Genomic DNA, 22,147 nt, shown 5'->3' with positions numbered 1-22,147 from the left:
CGTGCTCAGCGCTCGTCACCGCCGCGGTCGCGGCGCACTGTGGCCTTGCGGCCCTTGATCGTGCTGGAGCGCAACCCGGAGATGACCTCGTCGGCCACCCCCTGCGGCACCTCCACCAGTGAGAACCGGTCGGCGATCTCGATCGAGCCGATGTCCCGGCCGCGGATGCCGGTCTCCCCGGTGATCGCGCCGACCAGATCCTGCGGGCGTACCCCGGCGCGTCGACCCAGGCCGACGAAGACCTGGACGGTGTTGCCGCCGCCGGAGCGTGGCCGGCCCCCGCCCCGCCGGTCGCCGCCCCGGCCGCCGGCCTCCGGTCGACCCTCGCGCGGCCCACGGACCGGAACCTGCGGGATCTCCTCCTCGTCGTCGGAGCCCGGCGACGTCACCTCGTGGGCCAGCTTCACGGCAGCGAGGGCGACCTCCATCAGGTCGAACTCGTCGGTCAGCGTCTCCACGATCACCCGGAACGGGTCGAGGTCGTCCTCGAGGAGGCTCTCCCGCAGGGCCGCCTGGGTCAGTTCCAGCCGCCGGGTACGCATGTCGGCCACGGTGGGGATCTTGTCGATGGTGATCCGCTGGCCGGTCACCCGCTCGATGGTCTTGAGCATCCGGTGCTCACGCGGCTCGGCGAGGGTGATCGCCACGCCCTCGCGGCCAGCCCGACCGACCCGACCGATCCGGTGCACGTACGACTCCGGGGCGGACGGCACGTCGTAGTTGACCACGTGGGTCAGCTGCTCGACGTCCAGCCCACGGGCCGCCACATCGGTGGCCACCAGCAGGTCGGCGGTGCCCGCCCGCAGCCTGCCCATCACCCGGTCGCGCTGCTCCTGGCTCATGCCACCGTGCAGCGCCTCGGAGCGGTAGCCCCGACCGTTCATCGTCTCGGTCAACCGGTCGACCTCTTCCCGGCTGCGGCAGAACACGATCGCCGCGGTCGGGGACTCCACGTCCAACACCCGACCCAGCGCGGCCGGCTTGTGCGCCCGGGTCACGATGTACGCGCTCTGCCGCACCCGGGGCGCCTCACCCGCTACCTGCTGCTCCCGGCCGATCTCGATCCGCACCGGTTCGCGCAAGTGCTGGCGGGCCATCCCGTCGATGCGCGACGGCATGGTGGCCGAGAAGAGCACCGTCTGACGCTGCGCCGGAGCGTGCTCCAGGATCGCCTCGATGTCCTCGGCGAAGCCCATGTCGAGCATCTCGTCGGCCTCGTCCAGCACCACCGTGGCGAGCCCACCCAGGCGCAGGGTGCCCCGGGCGATGTGATCGAGAGCCCGGCCCGGGGTGGCCACCACCACGTCGACGCCGCTGTCCAATGCCCGCAACTGCCGCCCGATCGGCTGCCCACCGTAGATCGGCAGGACCCGGGCGCCCAGGTCCTTGCCGTAGCGGTGGAACGCCTCGGAGACCTGTACCGCAAGTTCCCGGGTCGGCACCAGCACCAGCGCCACCGGGTCGCCGCCCTGGCGGTGTGCCGCCATGAGGTTCAGCAGCGGCAGCGCGAACGCGGCCGTCTTGCCGGTGCCGGTCGCCGCCTGACCCAGCAGGTCCCGACCCTCCAGCAGCGGTGGGATAGCCTCCCGTTGGATGGGGGTCGGCTCCTCGTACCCGAGGGCGGCGAGGGCGCCCAGCAGCTCGGCGCGTAGCCCGAGCTCGGTGAAGGCGCTCACCTCGTCGGTGCCGTCGGGGGTGGCGTCGATCGGTGCGTCGTGCTGTGCAGGTGCGGAACTCATGTGCCAAGCCTTTCATCACGCCGTCCGGGCCGTTGCGGCGACCGCCACAAGAGCTGTCTTCGGGCTCGTGCTGCGGCTGTTCCACGATCCCGGCGGCGGCTTGGGTCAGGCGTCGGTGGTCAGGATGGCCAGCACCATCACCGCGGCGAGGGCCACGTCGAGCACCACGCAGAACTCGGCGTAGCCGCGCGGCACCACCCGGCGGTTGCGGTGGTGCACCACGTCCCAACCGGCGTGCGCCAACCACCCGAACGCCACCAGCCAGTCGGCGGTCCGCCCGCCGGCCAGCACCGCGACCAGCGTCAGGGTGACCCAGACGGCCAGACCGGCGAGTTGGGTGGCGAGCACGCCCCGCCCGCCCAGCGTGCGGCGAACCATGCCGATCAGCAGGTAGCCGCCGGGCAACACCAGCATCGTCCACGGGCTGAGCACACCGGGGTCGACCCACATGTCAACGGTCAGCAGCAGCGCCAACCCGGTCGGCCAGTGGCGAGCGAGCGCCACCACGACCCGGTGTCGGCGTACCGGCGCCGACGCCTCGTGTCGGTGTCGGACCGCCACCAGCACCATCGCGGGCATCATCAGCAGATGACCGCCGAGCAGCAGCGCGTCGGCGTCGATAAGGCCGGCCCAGAACGGCACGAGCAGCAGCAGGAACGGGACGTACATCGCGGCGGCCATCTCGCCGACCGCGTGCCAGCGGTGCGCCCGGTAGCGCATCCCCACCGTCATCCCGACGGTCATGTTCGTGGCCATCACCAGTGCGGCGACCTCAGGCCGGGCCAGTGCGTCGCCGACGCCCAGAGCGGCGCCGGCCAGCTCCCACAACGGTGCCAGCAGCAGCATCCCGGCGACCATCGCCACTGCCATCTCACCCAGATGCCACAGCAGCCGGCGCCTGCTGCTGGCCGGTGCCGCGGCGGTCGGTGCCGGCGTGGGGGCCGAGGGGGTCGGCTCGTCGGTGGGCAGGGGCGCGGGCGACGGTACGGCGGTGAGGCTGTCCGCGTACATCCGGGTGTTTTCCATGCCTCGACCCTGCCGGTGCCCCCGGTGTGGCCGGCAGACCCGTTCGTCACGGGAAAACCGTGCGGGCCGCACGGCACGACCGTGACAGTTCGCACGGGTGGACAGTGCGCCGGGCGGTCCTAGGATCGGTGCGTGGCGAGCGAGGCGGTGACTCCCCGGGCGGACCGCCGGCTGCGCCGCGCCCGGCGGGCGACGCTGGTGTCACTGGCCACCGGCGTCTGGGCGAGCGTCCTGCTACCGGCGGTCGGCCTGACCCGCGAGCCCGACCCCGGCCGGGTGACTGTCGGCGCGGTCGGCATCCTCGCCTTCGTGATCGCCCAGACCGTCGTCCTGTACGCGGCCGTGACGCCGTGGCTCGACCCGCGCTGGCGGCGTCGGGCCGAGCTGAGCCTGGTCGGGGTGGCCGTGCCGACCGTTCCGCTGGTAGGCCCGGTGGCGGCCGGCAGCTGGCCGACGTGGGCCTGGCTCGGTGCGGCGCTGATCGGCATGACGCCGCTGCTGGTGCGGTGGCGCGCCGCGCTGGCGGTCGCGGTCGGCGTCCTGGCGGTGTCGGTGACGGTGGCCTTGTGGACCGGCGGTTCCGTTCCGCGCCACCTCGCCGTGACCGGTGGGATCGGCGCGGCGGTGGCCGCCGTCAACGGGCTCCAGGTCTGGTTCTGGGACCTGCTCGTGGAGGCCCGGCAGGGCCAGGCCGCCCAGGCCCGGCTGGCCGCCGCCGAGGAGCGGCTGCGCTTCGCCCGCGACGTTCACGACGTCCTGGGGCACCGCCTCACGGTGATCGCGTTGAAGGCCGAACTCGCCGCCCGGCTCGCCCCGGCGGACCCGGAACGGGCCGCGCGGGAGGCCGCCGAGGTGCAACGGTTGGCCGCCTCCGCGCTGAGCGAGGTACGGGAGACCGTGCACGGCTATCGGGCCGTCGATCTCGACGAACAGCTCACCGCGGTGGTGGGGGTGCTGCGCTCCTGCGGGGTGCGGTGCACGGTTCTGCCACTGCCGGTGGACCTGCCGCAGCCCGCCGCCATCGAGCTGGCGGCGGTGCTGCGCGAGGCGAGCACCAACGTGCTGCGGCACAGTCGGGCCGACTGGTGCCGGATCCGCATCGAACGGGAGGATGACGTGGCCAGGATGACGGTGGCCAACGACGGCGCCGACGACCGCGGCCCGGACGCGCACAGCCACGGCCTGCGCGGGCTGGCCGACCGGCTCGCCGCTGCCGGGGGCGAGTTGCGGGTACGCCGGGAGGACGCGATCTTCACCCTCGAAGCCACAGTGCCGGCGACGTCGTGATCCGCGTCCTGCTCGCCGACGACGAGGACCTGATCCGGGTCGCCGTCGCCGCGCTGCTCGCCCTGGAACCGGACATCGAGGTGGTGGCACACGCCGCTGACGGGTCCACAGCCGTCACCGCGGCGTTGGCGCACCGCCCGGACGTGGCAGTGGTGGACCTGGAGATGCCCGGCCTGGACGGCATCGCGGTAGCCGCCGAGCTGACCCGGGTCCGACCCGACTGCGCGGTGGTCGTGCTGACCGGGCACGGCCGCCCCGGGCACCTGCGCCAGGCGTTGACCGCCGGCGCCCGAGGGTTTCTGCCCAAGGGCTCGCCGGGTGGGGCGCTCGCCGACGTGATCCGCCGGGTGCACGCCGGAGGGCGTTACGTCGACCCGTCGCTGGCCGCCGACGCGTTGACCCTGCCCCCGTGCCCGCTGACCCCTCGGGAACTGGAGACGCTGCGGCTGGTGGAGGTCGGTGCCCCGGTCGCGGTGATCGCCCGTCGGGTGCACCTGTCCACCGGCACCGTGCGCAACCACCTCTCCGCCGCCGTGCAGAAGCTCGGCGCCGCCGACCGGGCCGAGGCCGTCCGTACCGCCCGGGACAACGGCTGGCTCTGACTTCGGTTGGCGTCCGCCGAGCAGGAGGGTCGCCGGCTAGCGTAGGCGCGTGCGTACGGTGGAACTGGTCTGCTCGCCCGGCCTGGAGGTCGCGGTCCGGGCGGTCTGGGGCCGGCTGGCCGCCGCCGGGTTGCCCAGCCTGGCCCGCAACATCCACCCGACCAACCGGCCGCACCTCACCCTCGCCGCAGTGGACGAGTTCCCGCCGGGGGTCGAGCACCGTCTGGCCGAGCTGTTCGACGCCGCGCTGCCGGTGCCGGTGACGCTCGACCGGGTCGTCGTCCTCGACGGCAGCGCCCCACTGGTCTGGCTCGTCCGACCCACTCCGGCGCTGACCGCGCTGCACGCCGCCGTCTGGGACGTTCTCGCCGAGGCCGACGGACACCGCCCGTGGCATGCGCCCGACACGTGGGTGCCGCACCTGAGCCTGGCCCTGCGGTTCCGCAACGCGGACCTGCGGTTGGCTCGTGCCGTCGCCGGTGGGCAGCGCCCGACGGGCGACTTCGACGCCGCTCGCAGCTACGACGGCACGGACCGCTCGGTGACCCCGCTGACCGGCCGCGGCTGAGGTCGTCTCGCGTCGTCCGGAGCCTCAGTTGCTGCCCCCACCGCCGCCTCCACCGTCGCCCCCGCCACTGAATTCGCCACCACCGCCGCCACCCGCACCGCCGGCGTGGCCGTGACGGCCGTCGAGGAAGGGCAGGTCGCCGCGAATGCCGGGTGGTTTGGGCCGCTTGCCCGGCCCCGCGAGGTGTTGCAGGCAGACCCGGCCGGAAACCGGGAAGCATTCGCCGCGACCTCCGCAGTCGGCCAGGTAGCGGTTGCCATCCTGGATGTCCAGTTCCTGGTCCACCCGGAAGAGCAGCGGAAGGCCGGTCGGGCCACAACCCTCGTCCCGGCGGCCGTAGCTCAGCGTCGCGAGCAGGAGAGGTCCACGATTGGCGGTGGTCGTGTCGCCGCTTGTCGCAGCCCTCGGCTGGGGGTGCGGAGGGCGCCCGAACGCGGCGTCGCAGAAGGTCGCGTAGTCCCGCGCGTGGAGGGTCAGCTCCTGCCACAGATCGTCCACGACCACCGACGGCAGCGACAGCTTCGCGTCGGGCTGGCGGGCGATGATCCGGAACCACTGCCGGGTCGCGGTTTCGACGAGAACGATGTCGTCGTCGCTGAGATGGGGATACCGGTTCCTGAGATGTTGACGTCCGCTGGCAGGAAACCGCAGGTCGGACACGGCACGGAGTCGGCGAGGGGTGCGGTCGCTTCTGAACTTCGTCCAGATCATCCGGTTACTTCTATCCGCCCGTGGTGCAGGCGCTAGGGCCCCGACTTGCCGAAGTGGCGCCGCGGCTCCTTCAGAGTAGGGCAGTGGGCAAGGAGGCCGGCCTGCCGTTTTCCTAGACTGGGGCGATGAGCGTTGGCACCGACGGTCGGGGGATGGCCGAGTTGGCCGCTCTGCTGGCCGACGGCACCCGGGCCAGCATCTGTGTCGCGCTGCTCGACGGGCGGGCGTGGACCGCCGGTGAGCTGGCCCGGCGCGCCGGTGTCGCCCCGTCGACGGCCAGCGACCACCTCACCCGACTCGTCCGCGGTGGCCTGCTCGTCGAGGAACGGCAGGGCCGCCACCGTTACCTGCGACTGGCCGGGCCGTCGGTGGCCCAACTGATCGAGGACCTGGCCGGGCACGCCCCGGCCACGCCCACACCGACCGGGTCGCTGCGCGCGGCGACCGCCACCGCCTCCCTGGCGTACGCCCGGACCTGCTACGACCACCTGGCCGGGCGGCTGGGGGTGCTGATGTACGACGCGCTGCTGGCCGAGCGCCGACTCGACCGGTCCAGCGGGTTGGCGCTCACGCCCGACGGGTGGGCCTGGGTGGCCGGGTTGGGCGTACCCGTCGACATGCTGCGCGCCGCGCGCCGCCCGGTGGTCCGCGACTGCCTGGACTGGACCGAACGCCGCCCGCACCTGGCCGGGGCGCTCGGCGCGGCGCTCTGCCGCCGCCTCACCGACCTTGGCTGGATCAGCCAGGGCGGCGGCCGCGCCGTCCGTCTCACTACCGCCGGCCGCCCCGGCCTGGCCGCGGCCCTGGCCATCCCCGAACACACCCTCGACGCGCCGGTGGGTTCGCCACCCACGAGCGGCCGCGCCTGACCGGCGAGCGGCGGGTGACCGCACCGGGATCGTTCGGTGTGGGGCGAACGGTTCGCGCTCTACGGTCGGGCGGTGACTGACGACTGGCCGCATATCGCGCCCGCTCCGGGAACACCGGCGTGTGGGCCACCCTCGTTCCAACCGGAGAGCGGCTGGTGGATGACCCGGCACGCCGACGTACGCGCGGCGCTGACCGACAGGGCGTTCCAGGTGCCAGCCGTCGACACCGGTCCGCCCGGCACCCTCGCCTGGCTGCGCGCCACTGTCAGCCGGTTCAGTCCACCGCGACGGCACGCCGACCGTCGAGCGGTAGCGGTGAGCGCACTGGCCCCGCTCGATCCGGACGACCTGCGACTGGATGCGGCGCGGCTGACAGTGGCCGTCCTCGACCGCGCCGACGACCGCGTCGACGTGATGCGGGAACTGGCCCGGCCGGTGCCGCTGCGGACGTTGGCCGATCGCCTCGGTTTCGCTGATCCGGCAGCCGCCGGGACGGCGGTCGTTGTCGTCGCGGCGGCGTACCACCCGGGGGTGGACCCGGCCTTGACCGCGCGGGCCGACCGGGCGGTGACGGCCCTGCTGGCCCTCGCGCCGCAGGGTCCGCCGGAGGTACTGGCGAACCTGATCGGTCTGCTGGTCCAGGCGTGCGACGCGACAGCCGGCCTGATCGGCGCCGCCGCCCATCACCTGCTGAACCCGGCGGTTCCGCGAGCGGCGGGCACGGTACCGACCGCCGACCTGCTGGCCGAGGTGCTGCGCCTCGATCCACCGGTTCGGGCCACCCGACGGGTCACCGTCGACGGGGTACGGGTGGGCGGGCAGGATCTGCCGGCGGGCAGTCCGGTGCTGCTGCGCTTCGACGCGGCCAACCGTGACCCGCAGGCGTTCACCGAGCCCGCGACGTTCCGGCCCGGTCGGCCCGGTGCCGGGCTGTTGACCTTCGGGACGGGGGAGCGGGGTTGCCCCGGCGACCGGCACGCCCTGGCGCTGGCCAGCGGGGTGCTCGACGTGCTGCGGGAGAGGTGCCGGCGCAGCCCGACCCTGGTGCGCCACGAACCGCACCCGACCCTGCGGGTGCCGACAACTCTGGAGGTGAGCGTCCGATGATCGAACGTTGTGCCGCGTTCCACGCCCTGCACCACGCCGGCCACCCCCTGCTGTTGCCCAACGCCTGGGACCACGCCTCGGCGGCGGCGCTCGCCACGCGTGGACATCCGGCCGTCGGCACCACCAGCCTCGGGGTTGCCGCGACCGCCGGCCTTCCCGACGGCACCGCGGCCACCGCGGGGGAGACCCTCGCCCTGGCCCGCCGGCTGGCTCGGCTGCCGGTGCTGCTCAGCGTGGACGTGGAGGCCGGGTTCAGCGACGACCCGGTCGAGGTCGCCGAGTACGTGGCGGAGTTGGCCGGGCTCGGCGTGGTCGGGATCAACCTGGAGGACGGGCGTGCCGATGGCAGCCTCGCCGACACCGAGGTCGCCGCTGCGAAGATCGTGGCAGTGAAGGCGGCGGTGCCGGAGCTGTTCGTCAACGCCCGCACCGACACCTGGTGGCTCGGGGTGGACGACCCGTTGCCGCGGACCCTCGCCCGTGCTCGTGCCTACCGGATGGCCGGTGCCGACGGGATCTTCGTGCCCGGGACTGTCGACCTGGAAACCCTGCGCGTCCTCACCGAGCGGATCGACGCTCCGGTGAACGCGCTGTACCAGCCCGGCGGCCCAGGGTTGGCTGAGTTGGGCGGCGCCGGGGTGGCCCGGGTCAGCACCGGCTCGCTGCTGTTCCGGGCCGCGCTGGGCGCCGCGCTCGCCGCCGCCGACGCCGTCCGCGACGGCGGGCCCACCACACCGGTGGGACTTCCGTCGTACGCCGAGGTGCAGGCTCTGGTGCCGACGGATGGCGACTGACGGTGGCTGCCGGCGGGCGGCGGTGGGTGGTGTGTTGGTTGGTGCCTTTGGAGCTGAATCGTTTGTGACATCACGGGCCTGACCGGGGCATCACGGCCCGCTCGCGAAGCCGGCGGCGTTGATTCGTTGACGACATCAGCTCCAGAGCGCCAAACCCAAGGATCACCTGGGGTACGTCGTCCACGCTCCGTTAGGGGGGAGATAGGAGGAATGTTCGGTCCGTTCCGGTCCCGATGATTACGGTGTGTTTCAGGGCGATCCACCCAGTGCCGTGACCGGAGAGAGGGACCCGTCATGCGAGTGCCCAGCCGTAGCCCGGGACAGCAGCCCGGCTCGCCTCCGTCGCCCACCGCTCCGGCCCGCCGTCGACCCTCCGGTGCGACCCCGCGCCGCGTTCCCGCTCCTGCCCCCGACCTGCCCGCTTACCGGGCCGCCGTCGCCGAACTGCTGATCGAGGTCGGCGCCCTGGCCGACGCGGCGAGCACCCGGGCCCGGCAGGTGCTCATCGACGAACGGCTGCGGGAGCCGGCACTCGCCGCGGTCCTCGACGCCACGCCCCAGGGGCTGATCGGCGCGCGCGAGACGTTGCTGCTGGAGATGGCCCGCTACCAACCGAACGACCGCACCTCGGCTACCGACCTCAGCGCGCTGGTCCGGATCTACCTGCTCTCCCGCATCGACGTGCTGTGGTGGCAGGACGCGCCGACCTTCGTCACCGACGACCAGGTCAACGGCAGCCCCGAGTTGGTCGACCTGGAGTGGTTGCGCCGCCGCGACCTACTGCGCTTCCGCTACCAGGAGCAGCCCACCACGATGATGGGCCGGGCCGCCCGCGGGCTGCGTCGCCGGCTGCGACCCGACGCCACCCCGCGCACCGCCGGCCTGCTGTTCCGGCGCGCCCGGCGCGAGGTGGTGGCGCTGCTCAACGACATCGGACGGCAGTTCAGCGCCGTCGCGCCGCCGGCCACCCCGCCGCTCTGGGTGACCAGCCTGGTCCGCAGCGCCGAGCACCAGTACCGGCTGCGCCGCCTGGGCTACGCGGCGATGCTGCCCAGCGGGCACTGCCTCGGCTACTCGGCCGACGTCGAGCTGGCCTGGTTCGAGCGTTTCGGCGCGCGCGACGCCCTGGCGGAGCTGCTGCTGAGCCGGCAGGAGGCCGGTGAGCTGAACGTGATCGACGAGGGTCAGGCTTGGCACCTGTGCCTCGCGCCCACCGCCCGGCGTCGTCTCCGCCGGGCGTACGAGGCTGAGATGGGGGTCTGAGCCGGTGTGCGGCATCGCGTTGAGCATCGGCCCGGAGGCCGACCCGGCCACCTTCCGGCGGATGCTCGCCGTCCTGGCCCCGCGCGGTGAGGTCACCGAGACCCGGTCCGAGAGTGGGCTGCTCGCCGGCACCCGGCGGCTGCGGGTCGTCGACCGGGACCGGGCGGTGCAGCCCTGGACGTCGACCGACGAGCGTTGGCTGCTCTGCTTCAACGGCGAGATCTTCAACTACCGGGAGTTGCGGGCGCAGCTGACCCGCCTGGGGCAGGCCTTCCGCACCGAGAGCGACACCGAGGTGCTGCTCGCCGCGTTCCAGCAGTGGGGCGAGGCGGCGGTGACCCGGCTCCGCGGTGAGTACGCCTTCGCTGTCGTCGAACGGACCACCGGCCGGGCGTACCTGGCCCGCGACCCGCTCGGGGTCAAGCCGCTGTACTGGTCCCGTCGACCCGGCTGCCTGCACCTCGCCTCCGAGGTCAAGGCGCTCGTCGGGCACGGCGCCCCGATCGCCGAGGTGCCGCCGGGGCACCACGGCTGGGCGGAGGCGGACGGGCACGTGCGACTGAGCCCGTACGTCGACCTGCTCACCATCGGCGACGGCCTGCCGGTCATCGACGACCCGGACGAGGCCGCGCTGCTGGTCCGCGCCGCGCTCAGCGACGCGATCCGGATGCGGGTGGAGACCGACCTGACCGTCGGGGTGGTGCTCTCCGGTGGGCTGGACAGCTCGTTGACCCTGCGGCAGGTGCGCGACATCCACCCGGACTGCGTCGCGGTGACCGTCGGCGTCGCCGACAGCCCCGACGTGGCGTACGCCCGGCGGCTCGCCGCCGACCTCGACGTGCCGCACGTGGTGGTCGAGCTGAAGCCGCGTGACATCCGGCTCGCCGACGTCCGCGAGGCCATCCGCATCTCCGAACTGACCGAGTACGGCGACATCATCAACGCGGTCGTCTCGGTGCCGATCTTCCGGCGGCTCCGCGACCTCGGCATCAAGGTGGTGCTGACCGGTGACGGCTCCGACGAACTGTTCGGCGGGTACCCGATGTACCGCCAGGTCGCCCCGGCGGCGGCCCGCCGATTATTTCTGCACCGGATCCGCAACCTGTGCCGCACCGAGTTGCAGCGCGTCGACCGCGCCGCCATGGCATACGGCGTGGAGGCCCGGGTGCCGTTCCTCGACCTCAGCGTGGTGGAGCTGGCGATGCGGTTGCCGGTGGACCTGAAGCTGCGCCACGGGCAGGAGAAGTGGATCGTCAGGCGGGCGTTCGCCGACGTGCTGCCCGACTACATCCTCCGCCGTCCGAAGAACCCGATGTCGTACTCGTCGGGGTTGCACGAGCGGGTCCGGCTGTACAAGCCGCTCTTCGCCCGGTTGCACCGCTCCTTCGGCTACGACCTGCAGGAGCCGGTCCGTCGGGACTTCGACACCGTACTGAGCCGCTGCGGGAACGATCTGGACCGGGCCATCGCCGACGGGCTGACCCGACCCGACTACACGGTCCTGGAGCACGCCCGCGACCTGGTCGGCGCGGCCAAGTGGAACGCCGCTCCGATGGTCCGCCGGCTGGTCGGCCCGCGCCCCGCACGCCACTGACGGCCGTCCCGCACGCCACGCTTGACTCTGACACGGTGTCAGGGACGAGTGTGAGGGGACCATGTTCACCATCGGAGACTTCGCCAGACTCGGCCGGGTGTCGGTGCGGATGCTGCGCCACTACGACAGCATCGGCCTGCTGCCCCCCGCCAGCGTCGACCCGCACACCGGCTACCGCTTCTACCGCGCCGACCAGCTGCGCCGGCTCAACCGGGTGATCGCCCTCAAGGAGTTGGGCCTCACCCTCGAACAGGTGCGAGCGATCGTCGACGACGCGGTCGACGTGGCCGAGCTGCGCGGCATGCTGCGGCTGCGCCGGAGCCAGCTGGCGGAACAGTTGGCCGCCGACACGGCCCGGCTCACGGCTGTCGAGGCGCGGCTCCGAATGATCGAGTCGGAGGGTCGGATGACCACCCAGGACGTCGTCCTCAAGGAGATCGCGCCGGTTCGCGTCGCGGAGCTGACCGCCGTCGCGCCCAGCTACCAGGGCGAGGACATCGGCCCGGTGATCCAGCCGCTCTACCCGGAGTTGTTCCGTCGACTGGACGCCGCCGGAATCACGCCGACGGGTCCGGGCATCGCCTGGTACGAGCCCGCCGACTCGGGCGGCGACGCTGTCGTCGTACACGCCGGTGTGCTCGTCGACGCCGAGCCGTCCGCGGCGTCCGACGTCACGGTGCGCGACCTGCCGGAGCTGCGCAACGCGGCGACGATCATCCATCACGGTGCGATGGACGACGTCGAGCCGAGCATGCAGGCGCTCGCCCGGTGGATCGAGGAGAACGGCTACCGCACCGACGGCTTCGCCCGGGAGGTCTACCTCGACTACTGCCCGGACACCCCGGAGAAGGGCGTGACCGAACTTCAGGTCGCCGTGTACCGCGACTGAGCCCTCAGCTCACCAGCAGCAGCGCGCCGACCGCGGCGAGCGTCGCGGTGAGCGCGAGCAGGGTGCTGGTCAGCACGAACCGGGCCACCGGCACCGCCACCCCGGCCGCTCGGCAGCGCTCGAACCACAACAGGGTGGCCAGTGAGGCCCAGGGGGCGGCCAGCGGGCCGACGTTGGTGCCGATCAGCAGGGCCAGTAGGCGGGTGTGGTCACCGGTCGGCAGCACCGACTCGCCGGCCAGGTAGGCGGGCAGGTTGTTCACCGCGTTGGCGAGCAGCGCTCCGGTGCCACCGGCGCGCAGGGCGCCCAGCGCGCCACCGTCGGTGCCGACCAGGGTGCCGACCAGGTCGTCCAGCCCGTGCCGGCCGAGGGTCTGCACCACCAGGAACAGGCCGGTGACGAAGAACAGCAGGCGTACCGGGACCAGCCCCGGGCGCAGCGTGGCGGGGGAGCGGACCAGGAACCCGAGCAGCACCAGGGCGAGCCCGACGGTGGAGGCGATCTCGATCTCCACGCCGGCGAGGATGCCGGCGACGAAGATCAGGCAACCGGCGAGCGCCGTACGGTGCAGCACCGGGTCGGCCGGCACGTGCCGGGTCGGCGGGACGAAACGCCCGCCGGCGGGCCGCTCCCGGCGCCACCACCCGAACCAGAGCAGGGCCATGGTGACCGTCACGGCGGCGAGCTGCGGCAATGCCATCCGAGCCGCGTACGCCAGGGGCGCCAGCCCGACCCGGTCGGCGGCGAGCAGGTTGGTCAGGTTGGACACCGGCAGCAGCAGGCTCGCGGTGTTCGCCAGCCAGACCGTGGTGACGGCGAGCGGGGCGGCGGGGATCCGCAGGTTCCGGGCCAGCGCGAGCAGCACGGGGGTGAGCAGCACGGCGGTGGTGTCGAGGTTGAGCACGAGAGTGGTCAGCGTGGCGAGAGCACCGCAGAGCAGGAACAGCAGGGCCCACCTGCCCCGGGACGCGATAGCCAGTCGGCTGGCCAGCACGTCGAAGACACCGGCCACGGCGGTCAGCTCGGCGAGCACGATCACGGTGCCGAGGAACAACAGCAGCGGCAGGATCCGGTGCAGGGTGGCGGTGGTCTCCGCGCGGGGGAGCAGCCCGCTCAGTGCGCAGGCCGCCCCGACCACGGCGAGGACGGCCGCCACCAGGTCCAGCGGGTGGGGCCGCCGACGCGTGGTCGGTTCGGGCGGGGCGGCAACTGTCACGTCTGTTCACGTTGGCACAGCGTTTGGCCAGCCGGTTCGCAACCCCCGTCCTGGTGACGGGCCCCACCGTGCCCGCCCCCGACGAGTCTGGCGTGCAACGGTGCCGGGCCCGGCCTCCGACGATCGGAGACCGGGCCCGGTGTGGTGCGTGGCGCCTACCAGCCCAGGTAGCTGGGCTGGGTCTGCACGTTGAGCTCCTGGTAGCGGGTCAGCTTGGCCGACCAGGTACGCCAGTCGTTCAGCTCCAGGACGTCCAGGCCCTTCACCATGTCGTTGGAGTAGATGTGGCCGTTGTAGTAGTACGCGGACCAGGTGCCGCCGCCGACGAACGTGTCGGCCGAGAGCGGGCCGCGCTCCCAGAAGGCGATCTCCTTCGGGTTGGCCGAGTCGGTGAAGTCGAACACCGAGATGCCGCCCTGGTACCACGCCTGGACCATGATGTCCTTGCCGAGCACCGGGATGAGCGAGCCGTTGTGGGCCACGCAGTTCTCGGTGTCGGCGTTCGCCCGGGGGATCTTGTAGTAGCTGCGGAAGGTCATCGTCCGGGCGTTGCCGCGGCCGGCGATGTCGTAGATGGCGTCCGCGCCGCGGTTCGGGCCGACGGTCTCGTTGCAGGTCGCCGCCCCGCCGCCACCCAGCTCGTCGGTGAAGATCACCTTGGTGCCGGAGTTGTTGAAGGTGGCCGAGTGCCAGAACGCGAAGTTGACCTCGTCCCGAACCCGGTTGATGACCCGGGGAGCCTCGCGGTTCTTGATGTCGAGCAGGATGCCGTCACCCATGCAGGCGCCGGCGGCCAGGTCCTTCGACGGGTAGGCGGTGATGTCGTGGCAACCGGTGGTGGCCGAGCCGGTCTGGCTGCCGGGGAAGCCGCCGTCCGGGAAGAGGTTCGGCGTCGCGACCACTGCCGCGTCGGTCGGCTTCTTCACCGGCACCTTGATGATGGAGATGGAGTCGTGCGGCGGCTGGCAGTCCGGGAATTCGGCCCGCGGGCTGTACGACGACACGTACAGGTAGATGGCCTTGCGGTCCTTGCCCGGCACCAGGGTGTGGGTGTGGGAGCCGCAGGCCGTCTCGACGGACTTGATGTAGCGCGGGTTGGCCTTGTCCTTGATGTCGAAGACCTTGATGCCCTCCCACGAGCCCTTCACGTCCGCTCCCTGCGTGGTGCTGTTGCAGGAGTCGTCGCTGCGCGACGAGTCGGTGGAGAGGAACAGCAGGTCACCGTGGACGGAGATGTCGTTCTGCGACCCCGGGCAGAGCACCCGGGCCTTGACCGTCGGCGCGCTGGGCCGCGAGATGTCGTAGATGACGAAGCCGTTGTAGTTGCCGGCGAACGCGTACTTGCCCTGGAAGGCGATGTCGCTGTTTGTCGCGTCCAGCGGGGCGACCTTCGGCACGTTGGCGATCTGGCGCAGGTTGGGGCTGCTCACGATCTCGTCGACGCCGGGGATCGTGTTGGTGAGCGCGGGGGCCGGGGCCGCCTGCGACACGGTCTGGGCGTTGCTGGCCGGAGCGACGAGGGCGCTGGCGACGAGGAGGCCGGTCGTGGCGAGAGCCACGACACGCAGTTGTCGTAACCGTGGCTTGTGGAATCTGATCATCGGCGGGGGCCCTTCGCAAGGGGGAGACGATGGTTGACACGTTACCGTTCGACGAAGAACGTCGATGTGAGCTGGATCACATGAAAGCGGGTTCTTCAATGGATAGCATCGCGGTGACCTCGACTGCAGGGAGTGGCCCATGACCAACCGGCGCGCACGCATCCTGGCGGTCGTCACACTGGCTCTCGTGTTGCCGCTCGTGGTGTTCATGGTGATCCGCCTCGACGGCGACACCGGTACGAGCGCACCGCGGCCGGTCTCCGCGCCCGCCACCTCCGCCGCGTCGCCGCCGGCCAGCCCCGTCCCCACCGATCTGACCGTCATCGCGCCCGGCCGTCCGGGCGAGACGGCGGCTACCCGCCCGGCGCACGAGGTCCGCGACGCCGGTCCCGCCCCGCACAACTCGCTGGACGTCTGGTTCGTCCGGATGATGATCCCGCACCACGCGCAGGCCCTGGCGATGGCGGAGCTCGCCCCCGACCGGGCCGCCGACCCCGACGTCCGGGCTATCGCCGAGCGCATCCGGGCCAGCCAGGGGCCGGAGATGGGCATGATGCGCGGCTGGCTGCAGACCCGTGGCCTCCCGGCGGAGGTGCAGGGCCACGACCACGGCACCATGCGCGGCATGCAGTCGCCAGAGGCGATGCGGCAGCTCGCCGCGGCCCGTGGCGCGGACTTCGACAGGCTCTTCGTCCGGATGATGTCCGAGCACCACCAGGGCGCCATCGAGATGGCCACCAACCTGCTCACTGTCGGCTCCGACCTGACGCTCAACGAGTTCGCCAACGCCGTCGCCACCGAGCAGACCGTCGAGATCGACCGCATGCGCGAGGTCCTCGGCGGCTGAGCCCGGGCGCGGGGCACGAGGGCCGAGCGTCGCGGCACGTACGCTGGGTGACCGTGAGACGCACAGTGTTCGGTCGCCCGCTGCGCGGCGTCGCCTTCGACGTGGCCGTCGCCGCAATGGTGGTGCTCGTCTCCCTGGCCGCGGCGGTGAGCCAGCCGGGCGGTTGGGCGGCCACTGCTGTCGGCCTGGGGATGGCGGTGGCGTTGCTGTTCCGCCGCACCCATCCGAGCGCGGTGACGGTGGCGGTCGCGGCGCTCGCCCTGGTCCAGGTGATCGCCCGCTGGGGTCCGCTCATCTACGACGTGGCCGTCCTGATCGCGCTCTACAGCGTGGTGAAGTACGGCCGGCGGCTTCGCGACGGCGTACTGGCCGGAGCGGTCGCGGCCGTCGGCGTGCTGCTGGCCGCCGCGCAGACGCCCAACGTCATCCAGTGGTGGGTGACAGCGCTCTGGTATGCGCTGGTCACCGGGGCGGTGTGGCTGGTCGCGCTGAACGTGCGGACCCGCCGGCTCTACGTGCTCAGCCTCGAGGAGCGGGCCACCACCCTGGAACGCGAGCGGGAGGCCGAGTCCCGGGCGGCAGTTGCCGAGGAGCGCACCCGGATCGCCCGTGAGCTGCACGACGTGGTGGCCCACAGCATGGCCGTGATGATCGTCCAGGCGGACGGGGCCCGGTTCATGCTCGACCGGGACCCCGCCCAGGCGCGCACCGCCGTGAAGGTGGTCGCCGACACCGGCCGGCAGGCGCTGGAGGAGATGCGCCGCCTGGTCGGCGTTCTGCGCGACGCCGGTCCTGCCGGCGCCGACGGTGCCGACGGGCTGGCTGTGGCGGCCGATCCCGAGCACCGGCGCCTCGCGCTGGCCGAGCTGCCCGACCTGCTGGCCCGGTTCGACGACGCCGGTCTGCACGTGCGCAGCACCGTCACCGGTGCGCCACCGGCGCTGCCGCCGGGCCTGGAGCTGACGGTCTACCGGGTGGTGCAGGAGGCGCTGACCAACGCGCTCAAGCACGCGGGCGTCGGCGCCGGTGTGGAGGTCGTCCTGTCGTACACCGCCGAGGCCGTGGCGGTCCGGGTGGTCGACGACGGTCGCGGCCGCCCGCTGGTCAGCCCGGCGCCGTCCGGCGGTCACGGCCTGCTCGGCATGCGGGAGCGGGTGACCGTGTACGACGGCAGCCTCACCGCCGGTCCCCGACTGACCGGGGGCTGGCAGGTCGAGGTTCGGCTGCCGCTACCGTCTGAGCCGGCAACGGAGGTGATCGCGGCATGACGGTCCGGGTAGTGATCGTGGACGACCAGGCGCTGGTCCGCGCCGGGTTCCGGATGGTGCTGGAATCCCAGCCCGACCTGGAGGTCGTGGGGGAGGCGATCGACGGCGCGGACGCCCTGCGGGTGCTCGCCCGCACCGAGGCCGACGTGGTCGTGATGGACATCCGGATGCCCACCATGGACGGGGTGGAGGCGACCCGTCGACTCTGCGCCGAGCGGCCCGAGGGTGGCCCTCGGGTGCTGGTGCTGACCACCTTCGACACCGAGGCGGACGCGTTCGCGGCGCTGCAGGCCGGGGCGAGTGGCTTCCTGCTCAAGAACGTCCCGCCGGAGGAGCTGCTGGCTGCGATCCGGGTGGTGGCCCAGGGCGACTCGGTGGTGGCTCCGTCGATCACCCGGCGCCTGCTGGACCGGTTCGCCGGGCAGCTCGGCGCGGCCCCGAGCGCGGACCCTCGACTCGCGCAGCTCACCGAACGGGAACGGGAGGTGCTGCTGCTGGTCGCGCAGGGGCTGTCCAACGCGGAGATCGCCGCCCGGGTGCACGTGGCCGAGGCGACGGTGAAGACCCACGTCGGGCGGATCCTGGCGAAGCTCCAGCTGCGCGACCGGGTCCAGGCGGTGGTCCTGGCGTACGAGAGCGGGCTGGTCACGCCCGGCGGATGACACCGCGTACGACCTGGGTCGTAGCGACCGGCGGGCGCACCGCGACCCGGGGCGCACGCAGGTCGAGCGCGCAGGTGGAGATCGACAGACCGGTGCCGGCCATAGCGTCGGAGGGGTCCGATCCGCCACCTGCACCGGGAGCCCCGCATGATCCGCCTGACCCTGCGTTCGCTGCGCGCCGAGGCGCTGCGCATGCTGCTCTCGGCGCTCGCCGTCGTGCTCGGCGTCGCGTTCGTCGCCGGCACGATGATCTTCGTCGACGGGATGCGGACCGGGGCGTACGAGCGGGCCGGCACCTTCGACCGCCACACCGACCTGGGGGTCTACTCGGCCGGCCGGGAGGTGTTGCCCCCGGCACTGGTCGACCGGGTGCGGGCGGTCGACGGGGTGGCCGCCGCCGCCGGTGAGCTGACCAACACCGCCGGCATCGTCGGCGCCGACGGTCGGCCGGTGCTCGGCTTCACCATGCTCGTCGCCATCCCCACCGAGGACGCGCTGCGCTCGTACGACGTGGTGGCCGGCCGGTTGCCCGACCGGGCCGGGGAGGTGGTGCTCGACGCGCCGACGGCGGCCGAGCAGGGCTTCGGGCTCGGCACGGCGGTCCGGATCGGCGCCACCGGTGGGGCGGCCCGCCCGTACACCCTGGTGGGCACCGTCGACGTGGCCGGCACCGCCCGCGACGTCGGCGGTCCGTTCGTCGGCCTGGTCGGTCCGGACGCCCTGGCCCTCACCGGCGAGCGGGGCTACGGCCGGATCATGGTGGCGGCCCGACCGGGCGCCGACGTCGCGGCGCTGACCGAGAAGGTACGCGCCGTGTCCGGCGCCGAAGCCACTGTGAAGAGTCGCCAGCAGATCCTCGACGAGGCGGTGGAGGACGCGGTGCGCAACGTGGACCAGTTCCGCATGCTGCTGCTGATCTTCGTAGGGGTCGCGATCGTGGTGGCCGGCTTCGTGATCGCCAACACTTTCGCGATCGTGCTGGCCCAGCGCACCCGACGGACCGCGCTGCTGCGCCTGATCGGCGCCACCCGGGGACAGGTCTTCCGGTCCACAGTCCTGGAGTCGGCGGTGCTGGGGCTGGTCGCCTCCGCGCTCGGCGTGCTGCTCGGGGTGGCCCTCGCCGGCGGGTTGCGGCTGCTGCTGTCCCAACTGGACGTGCCGGTCACCGGAGGGCTGACAGTGACCGGTTCGACGGTGTTCACCGGACTCCTGCTCGGCACCGGGCTCACCGTGTGCGCCGCCCTGCTGCCCGCCTGGCGGGGGACGCGGATCGCCCCGGTGGCCGCGCTCACCGACGCCGCGGTGCAGCCCAGCCGGAGTGCTGGTCGGGTTCGGCTGAGCATCGGCGCGGTGGTCCTCGCGGTCGGGGTGGCAGCGCTGGCCGGCGCCGCTGGCGCCGGTCAGCTGCTCCTGGTGGCGCTCGGTGGGGTGCTCACCTTCTTCGGGATCGTGCTGTTCGGGCCGGTGCTCGTCCCCGCGCTGGCCCGGGTGTTCGGATGGCCGGTCCGTCGAGTGCTCGGCACCATCGGTGAACTGGCTGTCAACAACACGGTGCGCAATCCACGGCGGGTCGCCGCGACGGCCACCGCGCTGGTGATCGGTATCGGACTGGTCTCGGCGTTCATGGTCGGCGCGCGCAGCACCAAGGACGGTATCGAACGCAGCGTGGACGCCCAGATCGGGACGGACTTCGTGGTCAGCGGAATCGGTCAGGACCTGCCGGCCGCGCTCGTCGGTGAACTCGCCTCCCGTCCCGAACTGGGTGTGGTGCACGAGCAGCGCAGCACTGTCGTCGACGACGTCGAGATCCGCGCGGCGCACCCGGCGCTGATCGGCCGGACGCTGAGCGGGGTGCTGGCCGGCGACGCCGAGCGGGTCGGGCCGGGGCAGGTGCTGGTGCACAACGAGTTGGCGCGGGCCCGCGGCTGGCAGGTCGGCTCCCCGGTGACCGTCAGGGGGAAAGCGTTCCGGGTGGCCGCCGTGGTCACCGACGACACGCCCGGCGATGAGGTGCCCGCGGGTCACGTCATCGACCTGTCCGACCAGGACTTCGCCGCGCTCTTCCCCACCCAGCGCGGCTACCTGGCCGAGATCGACCCCGCCTCCGGGGTGAGCCCCGAGCGGGCCCGCGACGCGATCACCGCGGTGCTGGGCCGCTACCCGACGGTGAACCTGATGGACCAGGGCGCCTACAAGAAGATGCTCACCGGCACCGTGGACATGCTTCTCGCCTTCGTCACCGCGCTGCTCGGTCTGGCCGTGGTGATCGCCCTGGTCGGCGTGGCGAACACCCTGAGCCTGTCGGTGGTCGAACGGACCAGGGAGAACGCCGTCCTGCGGGCGGTCGGGCTCACCAGAGGGCGGATGCGGGCCGTGCTCGCCGTCGAGGCGGTGTTGATGGCGTTGGTCGGCGCGGTTCTCGGGGTCGGACTCGGCACCGCAGTCAGCGCGTCCACGATGGCCCTGCTGGACCGCCTCGGCGGGGACTTCCACGTGGTGCTGCCGCTCGGTCAGCTCGGGCTGATCCTCGGTGTCGCGGTGCTCGCCGCCCTGCTCGCCTCGGTGCTGCCGGCGCGCCGGGCGCTGTCCCGCCCGGTCGTCGAGGCGCTCGCCGACCAGTGAACCGGTCGCGGTCCGGACCGGCCGGGTCCAACCCTCGGCCACCGGACGGACATCCGCCGGCCGGTCCCGCCATCTTCCCCGGCGGCGGGACCGGCCAGCGGTGCCGGGTCTACAGGCGCTCGACCATCGGGCCGACGCACCGGTTGCGGGTGTCGAAGATGTAGCGGGCGTGCCTGACCACGAGGTCGTAGTCGAAGGTGTCATGGTCGGTGACCACCACCACCGCGTCGGCCGCCCGCACCTCGCGCTCGCTGAGCCCGACCACTGTGATCCCGGCGGGAATCTGGTGCGCCTCGGCGTACGGCTCGACGGCGTGAACCTCGGCGCCGAGGGCCTGCAACCGACGGGCCACGTCCACGGCGGGGGAGTCACGCATGTCGCCGGTGTTCTTCTTGTAGGCCAGACCGAGCAGCAACAGTCGGGCGCCGCTGACAGCCCGGCCGTCCCGGTTCAGCCCTCCCATGATCCGCTGCGCGACGTGTTCGGGCATCTCGTGGTTGACGTCATTGGCCAGCTCGATGAACCGGAACTGTCGCCCGAGGCGGCGCTTGACCTGCCAGGACAGGTAGCACGGGTCGATCGGCAGGCAGTGCCCGCCGACGCCGGGGCCGGGCCGGAACGGCATGAAGCCGAACGGTTTGGTCGAGGCGGCGTCGATCGCCTGCCAGACGTCGATGTCGAGGTGGTGCGAGAGCATGGTAAGCTCGTTGATCAGTGCGATGTTGACCTGGCGGAAGGTGTTCTCGATCAGCTTGGTCAGCTCGGCGACGCGCGTCGAGTCCACCGCTACGGTGCGTTCCACGAGGCGCTGGTAGAACTCGTCAACGCGGGCCAGCGCCGCCGGGTCCACACCGGAGACCACCTTCGGGGTGTTCTCCAGTCGCCAGGTCGGGTTGCCCGGGTCGATCCGCTCAGGGCTGTAGCCGAGGTGAAAGTCACCGGGGCTGGTCAGGCCGCTGGCCGACTCCAACAGCGGGCGCAGCAGCTCTTCGGTGGTGCCCGGGTAGGTGGTCGATTCCAGGATCACCGTGCAGCCCGGGCGTACGTACGGGCCGATACCGATGCCGGCCTGCTCGACGTAGCTCAGGTCCGGCGTCCCGTCACGCAGCGGGGTCGGCACCGTGATGACGCAGATGTCGAACCCGTCAGCGTCGGTGTACTCCGTGCTGGGGTGGTAACGGCCGCTGCCCAACGCGCGGCCCAGCCGGTCGGCCGGAATGTCCTCGACGAACGACTCGCCGGAGGCGAGCCGCTTCACCCGGTCGGCATCGACGTCGAGACCGACCACGTCGAGGCCCGCCTCGACGGCCCGCATGGCCAGCGGCAGTCCGACGTACCCCTGACCGATCACGACCAGCTTTTCAGCGCTCACCCAGGCTCCCGCGGCAGATGGTGTAAATAGCCTGCTGAGAGCCTAGAGGCGTCTTCGGCGTCGTAAGTCCGTTTTGGGGATATCGGTGCTGGTGGGACTGACCGGGGTCG

General features: G+C 72.5%; 19 protein-coding genes. 13 read left to right on the top strand and 6 right to left on the bottom strand.

Annotated features, from left to right (window positions below; genetic code table 11):
• Positions 1-5: 5 nt before the first annotated feature.
• Entirely contained in the window at positions 6-1,739 is a 1,734-nt protein-coding gene (locus tag OG992_RS05370; protein WP_238685726.1) for a DEAD/DEAH box helicase, read from the bottom strand.
• Positions 1,740-1,844: 105 nt separating this feature from the next.
• Positions 1,845-2,765 (bottom strand): hypothetical protein, encoded by a 921-nt coding sequence (locus OG992_RS05365; protein ID WP_266302564.1) that lies wholly within the window; start codon positions 2,763-2,765, stop codon positions 1,845-1,847.
• A 132-nt stretch (positions 2,766-2,897) separates the two neighbouring features.
• On the opposite strand from OG992_RS05365, the gene OG992_RS05360 reads away from it, so the two are divergent.
• From OG992_RS05360 to OG992_RS05350, 3 genes are read left to right on the top strand one after another with little or no spacing between them, the layout of a single operon-like run.
• Positions 2,898-4,052: a sensor histidine kinase gene (locus OG992_RS05360; protein WP_266302563.1), complete on the top strand. Its 1,155-nt coding sequence runs from the start codon at positions 2,898-2,900 to the stop codon at positions 4,050-4,052.
• Positions 4,049-4,654: a DNA-binding response regulator gene (locus tag OG992_RS05355; protein WP_238685723.1), complete on the top strand. Its 606-nt coding sequence runs from the start codon at positions 4,049-4,051 to the stop codon at positions 4,652-4,654. Before OG992_RS05360 ends, OG992_RS05355 begins: the two co-directional genes overlap by 4 nt.
• A 49-nt stretch (positions 4,655-4,703) precedes the next feature.
• On the top strand, positions 4,704-5,222 hold the full coding sequence (locus OG992_RS05350) for a 2'-5' RNA ligase family protein (protein ID WP_266302562.1): 519 nt from the start codon (positions 4,704-4,706) through the stop codon (positions 5,220-5,222).
• A gap of 24 nt (positions 5,223-5,246) precedes the next feature.
• On the opposite strand, the gene OG992_RS05345 is transcribed toward OG992_RS05350, so the two are convergent.
• A complete protein-coding gene (locus tag OG992_RS05345) occupies positions 5,247-5,933 on the bottom strand; it encodes a hypothetical protein (RefSeq protein ID WP_266302561.1) in 687 nt (228 codons plus the stop codon).
• Between the two features lie 125 nt (positions 5,934-6,058).
• Here OG992_RS05345 and OG992_RS05340 point away from each other — a divergent pair, with 125 nt between their 5' ends.
• The 6 genes from OG992_RS05340 (at position 6,059) to OG992_RS05315 (ending at position 12,449) form a co-directional block, all read left to right on the top strand.
• Entirely contained in the window at positions 6,059-6,802 is a 744-nt protein-coding gene (locus OG992_RS05340; protein ID WP_266302560.1) for a helix-turn-helix transcriptional regulator, read from the top strand.
• Positions 6,803-6,874: 72 nt separating this feature from the next.
• Positions 6,875-7,909: a cytochrome P450 gene (locus OG992_RS05335; RefSeq protein WP_266302559.1), complete on the top strand. Its 1,035-nt coding sequence runs from the start codon at positions 6,875-6,877 to the stop codon at positions 7,907-7,909.
• The gene (locus tag OG992_RS05330) at positions 7,906-8,703 is read left to right on the top strand and encodes an isocitrate lyase/phosphoenolpyruvate mutase family protein (protein WP_266302558.1); all 798 of its coding nucleotides are present in this window, start codon (positions 7,906-7,908) and stop codon (positions 8,701-8,703) included. Before OG992_RS05335 ends, OG992_RS05330 begins: the two co-directional genes overlap by 4 nt.
• A gap of 294 nt (positions 8,704-8,997) precedes the next feature.
• A complete protein-coding gene (locus OG992_RS05325; protein ID WP_238685717.1) occupies positions 8,998-9,966 on the top strand; it encodes a DUF5715 family protein in 969 nt (322 codons plus the stop codon).
• A gap of 4 nt (positions 9,967-9,970) precedes the next feature.
• Positions 9,971-11,560: an asparagine synthetase B gene (locus tag OG992_RS05320; RefSeq protein ID WP_238685716.1), complete on the top strand. Its 1,590-nt coding sequence runs from the start codon at positions 9,971-9,973 to the stop codon at positions 11,558-11,560.
• A gap of 61 nt (positions 11,561-11,621) precedes the next feature.
• The gene (locus OG992_RS05315) at positions 11,622-12,449 is read left to right on the top strand and encodes a MerR family transcriptional regulator (RefSeq protein WP_238685715.1); all 828 of its coding nucleotides are present in this window, start codon (positions 11,622-11,624) and stop codon (positions 12,447-12,449) included.
• Between the two features lie 4 nt (positions 12,450-12,453).
• Here OG992_RS05315 and OG992_RS05310 read toward each other — a convergent pair whose 3' ends face one another.
• Both OG992_RS05310 and OG992_RS05305 read right to left on the bottom strand, forming a co-directional pair.
• Complete coding sequence (locus OG992_RS05310) at positions 12,454-13,665, bottom strand: SLC13 family permease (protein WP_266302557.1); 1,212 nt, start codon at positions 13,663-13,665, stop codon at positions 12,454-12,456.
• 155 nt (positions 13,666-13,820) lie between these two features.
• Positions 13,821-15,266 (bottom strand): LVIVD repeat-containing protein, encoded by a 1,446-nt coding sequence (locus OG992_RS05305; RefSeq protein ID WP_238685713.1) that lies wholly within the window; start codon positions 15,264-15,266, stop codon positions 13,821-13,823.
• 139 nt (positions 15,267-15,405) lie between these two features.
• Between OG992_RS05305 and OG992_RS05300 the strand changes: the two genes are divergently transcribed.
• From OG992_RS05300 to OG992_RS05285, 4 genes are all read left to right on the top strand, one after another.
• Positions 15,406-16,113, top strand: a complete 708-nt coding sequence (locus OG992_RS05300; protein ID WP_266302556.1) for a DUF305 domain-containing protein — start codon at positions 15,406-15,408, stop codon at positions 16,111-16,113.
• Between the two features lie 47 nt (positions 16,114-16,160).
• A complete protein-coding gene (locus OG992_RS05295; RefSeq protein WP_266302555.1) occupies positions 16,161-17,381 on the top strand; it encodes a sensor histidine kinase in 1,221 nt (406 codons plus the stop codon).
• The gene (locus OG992_RS05290) at positions 17,378-18,043 is read left to right on the top strand and encodes a response regulator transcription factor (protein ID WP_112587120.1); all 666 of its coding nucleotides are present in this window, start codon (positions 17,378-17,380) and stop codon (positions 18,041-18,043) included. Before OG992_RS05295 ends, OG992_RS05290 begins: the two co-directional genes overlap by 4 nt.
• Positions 18,044-18,190: 147 nt before the next feature.
• Positions 18,191-20,665: an ABC transporter permease gene (locus tag OG992_RS05285; protein WP_238685710.1), complete on the top strand. Its 2,475-nt coding sequence runs from the start codon at positions 18,191-18,193 to the stop codon at positions 20,663-20,665.
• A gap of 109 nt (positions 20,666-20,774) precedes the next feature.
• Here the strand turns inward: OG992_RS05285 and OG992_RS05280 are convergent, their stop codons facing one another.
• Entirely contained in the window at positions 20,775-22,037 is a 1,263-nt protein-coding gene (locus tag OG992_RS05280; protein WP_238685709.1) for a nucleotide sugar dehydrogenase, read from the bottom strand.
• Between the last annotated feature and the right edge of the window lie 110 nt (positions 22,038-22,147).

This window comes from Micromonospora sp. NBC_00362 (assembly GCF_026342155.1).
Classification (GTDB): Bacteria; Actinomycetota; Actinomycetes; order Mycobacteriales; family Micromonosporaceae; genus Micromonospora; species Micromonospora hortensis.
Note: the sequence above shows the minus strand (reverse complement) of the source record. Positions and strands in the feature narration are given on the sequence as shown.